Source organism: uncultured Algibacter sp., assembly GCF_947495925.1.
Taxonomy (GTDB): domain Bacteria; phylum Bacteroidota; class Bacteroidia; order Flavobacteriales; family Flavobacteriaceae; genus Algibacter_E.
This window is the reverse complement of the sequence record NZ_CANMAU010000014.1, coordinates 1-6,623: the sequence shown is the minus strand read 5'-3', so window position 1 is coordinate 6,623 and position 6,623 is coordinate 1. Positions and strand designations below refer to the sequence as shown.

At 30.1% G+C, this 6,623-nt stretch carries 9 protein-coding genes; all 9 read right to left on the bottom strand.

The genetic code is table 11. The features are described 5' to 3' along the window. Positions 1 to 209: 209 nt before the first annotated feature. Positions 210 to 1,124, bottom strand: a complete 915-nt coding sequence (locus Q0857_RS16625; protein WP_298537972.1) for a DUF6602 domain-containing protein — start codon at positions 1,122 to 1,124, stop codon at positions 210 to 212. Positions 1,125 to 1,278: 154 nt separating this feature from the next. After that, complete coding sequence (locus Q0857_RS16620) at positions 1,279 to 1,839, bottom strand: hypothetical protein (protein ID WP_298537970.1); 561 nt, start codon at positions 1,837 to 1,839, stop codon at positions 1,279 to 1,281. Positions 1,840 to 2,002: 163 nt separating this feature from the next. Beyond that, positions 2,003 to 2,407: a hypothetical protein gene (locus Q0857_RS16615; protein WP_298537968.1), complete on the bottom strand. Its 405-nt coding sequence runs from the start codon at positions 2,405 to 2,407 to the stop codon at positions 2,003 to 2,005. A 161-nt stretch (positions 2,408 to 2,568) separates the two neighbouring features. After that, positions 2,569 to 2,964: a hypothetical protein gene (locus tag Q0857_RS16610; protein ID WP_298537966.1), complete on the bottom strand. Its 396-nt coding sequence runs from the start codon at positions 2,962 to 2,964 to the stop codon at positions 2,569 to 2,571. Between the two features lie 14 nt (positions 2,965 to 2,978). Then, a complete protein-coding gene (locus Q0857_RS16605; RefSeq protein WP_298537964.1) occupies positions 2,979 to 3,362 on the bottom strand; it encodes a hypothetical protein in 384 nt (127 codons plus the stop codon). A 156-nt stretch (positions 3,363 to 3,518) separates the two neighbouring features. Continuing rightward, a complete protein-coding gene (locus Q0857_RS16600; protein ID WP_298537962.1) occupies positions 3,519 to 4,148 on the bottom strand; it encodes a hypothetical protein in 630 nt (209 codons plus the stop codon). 224 nt (positions 4,149 to 4,372) lie between these two features. Next, the gene (locus Q0857_RS16595; RefSeq protein WP_298537960.1) at positions 4,373 to 5,098 is read right to left on the bottom strand and encodes a carbon-nitrogen hydrolase family protein; all 726 of its coding nucleotides are present in this window, start codon (positions 5,096 to 5,098) and stop codon (positions 4,373 to 4,375) included. A gap of 160 nt (positions 5,099 to 5,258) precedes the next feature. Next, positions 5,259 to 5,780 (bottom strand): hypothetical protein, encoded by a 522-nt coding sequence (locus tag Q0857_RS16590; RefSeq protein WP_298537959.1) that lies wholly within the window; start codon positions 5,778 to 5,780, stop codon positions 5,259 to 5,261. Between the two features lie 152 nt (positions 5,781 to 5,932). Next, the gene (locus Q0857_RS16585; protein WP_298537957.1) at positions 5,933 to 6,526 is read right to left on the bottom strand and encodes a hypothetical protein; all 594 of its coding nucleotides are present in this window, start codon (positions 6,524 to 6,526) and stop codon (positions 5,933 to 5,935) included. Positions 6,527 to 6,623 lie beyond the last annotated feature (97 nt).

Sequence of the window (6,623 nt, the reverse complement as noted above, 5' to 3'; positions counted from 1 at the left end):
AATTAGTAAAATCGAAATTATTATTAAATATCTTTTTTTCAATTCGGATTTTGGTTTTTCTTAAATGTTTGCCAACGTGTTTGTATATGGAAAGTTGCGGGTTTGTGTGCAAGGATTTTCCGAAGGAAAATCAGAAGCTAGCAAACAAAGCAACAAACTTTGGTTAAGCTATAACTAGCAATTTTTTATATACGGTGTTGTAAAACGTTTTATTTTTCTTCTACTTTCATTAATTTAGCTAATTTTTTTACTAAGTCTGGATTTTTTTCTAATTTTTCTTTCTCATCCTCAAGTGTTCTATATTTATATTCAGTTTTCACGCTATGATTTTTAAAATATTGTTTGATAAAAAAATCAGACATCGTTAGGTGTGGTTTTTCTAAATTCAAAAACATCATCAAAAATATGAGTAGATTAATATGCTCTTCATTTTCTTGTGACGAGACTTTCATAAATACAGCCCCATCAAATAGAAGTTTTTGAGGTTCACTAAGCATATTATAGTATCCAGAATCCTTGAAATAAGGGCAATAAAAAAGAACGCCTTTTTCAATAGAAAAAATTATATCAGGAATTTCCTCTTTGTCTATTTCACCATTTGCGAATTTTTCTTTGAAATGCCTAATTATTTTGTCGAAATCAGCGGATTTTTTTGAAAATAAAACAGCGGGGATTTTATCGAAATAATCAGGTCTTTTCTGGTGTCCTAAAATTTTTAAATTTAGTCTGTCTACTTTTCTTTTTAAATCTTTAATAGATTTAATTTGTTTTAAACTCCTTGTAAACTCAGATGTTTTAGAGAGAGACGAAATATCAGGTTTTACCTCTATTGCACAATAGACTCCTTCTGCTAATATAACTTCTCGTATTGGAGTAATTAAATTAGGATGATTAGGAGCTAAGACAACACAATCAATATTTGCACTTTCGCTATCTAATGAGTAGATTTTACCTTTCTTTACTCGATAATCATTTGTTAAATAACTTTGGATAAAATCATTGACCGTAAATTCCTTGGCATCTCCAGTATTAGTTCTATCCCCTTTAAATATTTGTACAGTAGGCTCATATATAATTTTAATTGACCTTAAATTCTCAATTATACTACCTATTACTGCGTTCATCTTTTTAATGTTTTACAACGGTTACGTATAAGAATAGTGCGTAGTTTGAGTGCGAGGATTTTCCGAAGGAAAATCGGATGCAAGCAAACAAGCACTAACTTTTGGTTTAGGAATAAACTTACGCATTATTTTTATACAATGTTGTAACCAGTTTTTATTTTTCATTATTCAGTTCGTCAAAGAATTTACGTGGATTTCTTAAAAATCGGTCAGCATCTGAACCTTTGATTAATTGAGCTAAATCCGAAATATTCGGTTTGCATAAATTTCCATTCCTGTCCATTAAAATCCAATTATTTTCTTGACAGATATCAAGCATTGAATTGAGGAAATTCAGAGTAGTGTCTGTTAAGTCAGTCCGAAACATAAATTCATCAATAAATTCGTTTGTTTTATTTAGTCCAATACTAACATCGTGGTCAAATTCCGCTTTTTCACTTTTCCATATTGTGTCGTCAGTCCAACTTGCACGAGTAATTATTTTGTCAATTTGTTTTTCTAATTGCGTTATGTTAATTTCTATTTCTTTCCACCAACTTATAGTTCTCGCATCTTCAAATTCAGGCTCTAAATCTTCGTTATCAGACTCAGTATATTTTTCCCAGAACTTTTCCCATTCAGAATGTTTGATTTCCAATTGATTTGGTATCTCTCCGAATTTCAATTCAATCGCCTTTTTTGGTAGTATGTATGTTACAAATTGATTAATTGCCATTCAGTTTCTCAAATTGGTTACAACGGTTACGTATAAGAATAGTGCGTAGTTTGTGTGCGAGGATTTTCCGAAGGAAAATCGGATGCAAGCAAACAAGCACTAACTTTTGATTTAGGAATAAACTTAAGCATTATTTTTATACAATGTTGTAAAACGTTTTTTATTATTCATTGTTCAAGTCAGTCCATAATTTGTAAGCTCCGAGGAAAAGTCCAATAGCAATACAAATTCCAAAAAGTCCAATATATTCTTTTTCTGAAATTGCGTTTGAAATGAAAATATAAATTATTGTGAATGAGCATACGATTCCAAATATTGAAAAAAGTTTTAGCATTCCAGTTCCAATAATTTTATTGAAATTATTATTCATTCGAGTAGAATCCTTTGATAGGCTTGAAAAAAATAAATAGAGCATATGATATCCGACATTAATTGCTATTAGAGCAAAAATCCGTTCTTTTAAGTCAATGTCGCGCAAAAAAATCACAAGAAGAATACTGAAAATCAGATTTATATATGCGAAAATTTTATAATATTTTTTTATGTCAGATTGATTGATTATTTCCATTCAGATTGTGTTTCGTAAATGTTTTACAACGGTTTTGTGTATGATTTGTGGCGTGTTTAAGCAACTAATTTAGCAAATACAAACCGAATAGAAAATCCGCGAGGATTTTCGTAAGCAAGCTCGAACTAGCCATTAATTATACACGGTGTTGTAAAACGTTTTTATATCCATCTTATATTATTTCTTACTGAATACCCCATTAAAATTACAAGAACTACAGACAAAATCATATATGTCCAAGCTAAATAGAATTTTTGATTTTTCTTATTCGTAATATTTTTATGGTCGTTTAATATTTTTTTGAACCGGTCATTTTTTTTGAAGTACCAGTAATTAAGTCCAATAAAGATGGTCGGAACAATAAGGTTTTCATATTCAAAATACTGATATTTATATCCGTTTAAGTGGTATGTGATAAAATCGCGAATGAATAAAAAGTTAAACATTAACAAAACAGATATTACTAAAACTGAAGACAAAAATGGAACTTTGGCTTCTTTCCATTTTTCTGTTCGGTCATAATAACTGTAAAAGAAATAGAAAAGATAGTTATACATTGGTATAAAACGTTTTATTCACTTACGTAAGTTTGGTTAAAAGTTCTTACTCGATTACTATCTTCTTTTTTCAAAATCCCATAAACTGATACAGGAATCATTAATCCGCTAGCAACTATAAAAACCCCCATTACAGTTACCATTTTATAAACCATTTGCATTACAAAGTAAAGTCCAATTAGGGTTCCTACTAAAAATATAATTCCAGAAATTATTGAAACCAGTTTAGATTCTTTGGCATAGAAATTATTCACTAGAAGAATATTGTTCTGATTGCAATTTCCGCAATTATATTTTTTATTCTTGCCATTTTCCATAGCAAATTCCACTCGTGTTCCGACACTCGTTTTGAGTTGGTTTTCCTCTTTACAATTTGGACATTTGTAATATACTTTCAATTTTTTTCAAATGTTTTACAACGGTTGGTATATGGAAAGTTGCGTGTTTGCGTGCGAGGATTTTCCGAAGGAAAATCAGAAGCTAGCAAACAAAGCAACTGACATTGGTTTAGTGTAAAACTAGCAATTTTTTATATACGGTGTTATGTGCTGGCTTTATTTCGCTCGTTTAAATTCAGGTGTACATAAACTTCCAATTGCTCCACTTGCATAAGAAAGTACAATATTGTCTTTGTAAAACATTTGAGTGCAACCATCAGAATATTTTTCTTGTAATTCAGAATTGGAATTTTCATCAAAAACTAAATAGCTAAAAACACCCATTCCTTTATATCCATATTCAATTTCCGTTGGGTTCCAGTTAGAAATTCCAATACAATTTACATCGTCCAATTTGTTATATAGTTCTGCAATCGTTTCGTTAGTCCAATTTAACTTTTCCATCACGATTTCGAGTGAGTTAGTATTTCCGTGATATTTTTTTTCGTAATCGGTTTGAGGTTCAGGGTCATAATCATCTAAATCCAAATTCCATTGTCGAAATAACAACTCCCGTTTTTCAGTATTTTCAGTTGGCTGATATACTATTAAATCAATATCATCAGAAGAATTATATCGAATTCTAACACGATAATATTTTGGAACAAGTCCATTGTAATAATCTTTTAATTCAATAATTCCAGTTTTATTTTCTTCATAGTTTTTTATTAATCCTTGTTTGCTTTTCATTCCGCAACCTGTAATGAAAAGTAATATGATTAAAATGGCTGTATTTTGTAGTTTCATCGATGTTTCTTCAGCTTGCACATAACGTTAAGTATAAGAAACGTAGGGCAGGTGATAAGCACTTCTGTTTCGGTTTATTACTTAGCTAAATATAAATATTTTGCTTTTATCTTTTCTACTATAAATGCCAAGTTTTATATTTGGCGGACTTTGTTAATATGCACAGAACTTTCGGTTTAGCACAAACGCCCTATGTTTTTTATACCTTGTTGGCAGTAGTTTTTCTAGCTGTATTTTGAAAACTCTTTTGTTTCAGTATCAAAAATTGCAATGCCTTCGTTGGTATTATCTAGTTGTCCAATTAATAAACCTTCATTATTCCAAACAGAACTCTTTCCTGCACAATCATATTCACCAGATTTACCAACAAGATTAGCCATTACTGCCGTCATTTTATATTTTTTGGCAATATCAGAAATTCGATTGATATCCTTGTCAACTCCGTTTATTGAGTTCAATACACTGGCTATATAAATATTAGCTCCATTCTTAAATGCCTTTTCTGAGTGTTCTGGAATTGATGTTTCATAGCATATTGCAAACGCTAGTTTATTATTTTCAAATGTAATTGGGGGTGAGTTTTCTCCAGAAACAAAATATTTTTCTTCACCTGGATGTAGGTATTCTTTTGAATAGGTTGTTCTAGGTTTATTCGGTTGAAAAAGTAACATACTTATACAAATCCCTTCCTCATTTTTTGTAGGTAATCCAAATCCAATAATAATTTTACTTAAATCACTAATTTTTTGAAATTCATCAAACCTTTTATCATTTTTAGTAGTTGCTAATTCTTTAACTAGTTCAGGTTCGTAACCTGTCAATGATAATTCTGGAAACACTATAATATCAGCATCGTTTTGAATAGAAAGGACAATCAACTTCATATGATTTTCTATATTCTTTTGAATATCTCCTTTAATAGGTTTTGTTTGTGCAATACAAATTTTCATATGATATTTTTAATTACTGCCAACGTGTTGGTATAAGAATAGTGCGTAGTTTGAGTGCGAGGATTTTCCGAAGGAAAATCAGATGCAAGCAAACAAGCACTAACTTTTGATTCAGGAATAAACTTACGCATTATTTTTATACGGTGTTGTAGGTAGTTTTTTAAAGTATTTTCTTTAATATTTTTCGGTATTTAAATCCGTAAACCTCTTGAATTTTGTGATTCATGATGTGGTCAGACGGAAATACCTTTAATTCCAATTTATCATTTTTAGATTTCAACCATTTTATAAATTCAATATATTGGTCGGATTGTGCTACCGTTAAAAACCTCAAGGATTCTATTTTTCCGTCTATTTTAAATTTTATCTTATTTCTGTTAGGCGCTCGATATGCAGATATAAATTGTATTTGCACTAAGTCCGTATAAGGAACTTGATCGGTTTTATTTAAAAAGGGGTATTCAATTATAATTCCATTTTCCGAAAACTTAATGTCGAATGTCTTTTTTCTTTGATAGAGAATAATTAAAACAATAATTCCTATCGATATAAAAACAGAGAACACTTTTGTCCAAATCATTTCTAATGAACTAGCTATTACAATTCCAATTCCTAAAATCATTAATGAGGCAATTATCGCTTCATAAGTCGAATAGCTTGATGATGAACTGTATTTCGTCATTTTCTTAAATTACCTACAACGTATACGTATAAGAATAGTGCGGTTTTGTGTGCGAGGATTTTCCGAAGGAAAATCAGACGTAACAAAATTGCACTAACCTTTGTTTAAGTACCTAATTTAGCATTATTTTTATACATTGTTAGGCACAGTTTTTATTCTTTTTTTATTTCTCCATTTTCGTTAAATAGAGTCCTTTTTATAAAAATTCCATCTTTGTCATAAGTAGAAATCTCTTTTATTTTTCCACTTTGATAATACCTTTTTAATTCTCCAATTGCAAGTCCGCTTTTAAATTCCGCTTTCAGTCGAATTGTTCCGTTTGAGTAATAATCAGTTTCAATTCCGTCACATACCTTTTCGCAATTCATAAACTTATAGTTAGGAATTATTCCTAGTTTTTTAAGTTGTTCTCGACTTGTGCCTTTTTTATAGGAAACATTTGTTTTTTTTATATATTCTTCGATTCTCGGTTTAACTAAAGTGTCTGAATTTATTAGTTTGTCAATTACAATTTTATGTACTTCTCCAATTTCGGTTGCGACAAGTTTATACTCTCCTTTAGTTAGAAGAATTATTGTTCCGTTAAAGTTTGAAATGTTATATTCGGTCCCATCTTTTTCAAGATGATAATAAACACTTCTTTCAATTTCGTTTGAGCAAGAATCTTTCAAAAATAGATTGAATTTAATTTCTTGACTAAATCCAGAAATGGTAGAAAAAAATAATATTAAAATCGTTAATTTCATTGGTTTGTCAAATTGTGCCTAACGGTTGGGCTATGGTTTGTTGCGTGAAAATCCGCTAGGATTTTCCGCCGTAAAACAAACTTAGCAAAACGGAAGG

Bases quoted from the DNA above. Each gene is read 5' to 3' on its own strand.
- Q0857_RS16625 (WP_298537972.1), bottom strand. From the start codon at position 1,124: ATGAACGCAGTAATAGGTAGTATAATTGAGAATTTAAGGTCAATTAAA.
- Q0857_RS16620 (WP_298537970.1), bottom strand. From the start codon at position 1,839: ATGGCAATTAATCAATTTGTAACATACATACTACCAAAAAAGGCGATT.
- Q0857_RS16615 (WP_298537968.1), bottom strand. From the start codon at position 2,407: ATGGAAATAATCAATCAATCTGACATAAAAAAATATTATAAAATTTTC.
- Q0857_RS16610 (WP_298537966.1), bottom strand. From the start codon at position 2,964: ATGTATAACTATCTTTTCTATTTCTTTTACAGTTATTATGACCGAACA.
- Q0857_RS16600 (WP_298537962.1), bottom strand. From the start codon at position 4,148: ATGAAACTACAAAATACAGCCATTTTAATCATATTACTTTTCATTACA.
- Q0857_RS16595 (WP_298537960.1), bottom strand. From the start codon at position 5,098: ATGAAAATTTGTATTGCACAAACAAAACCTATTAAAGGAGATATTCAA.
- Q0857_RS16590 (WP_298537959.1), bottom strand. From the start codon at position 5,780: ATGACGAAATACAGTTCATCATCAAGCTATTCGACTTATGAAGCGATA.
- Q0857_RS16585 (WP_298537957.1), bottom strand. From the start codon at position 6,526: ATGAAATTAACGATTTTAATATTATTTTTTTCTACCATTTCTGGATTT.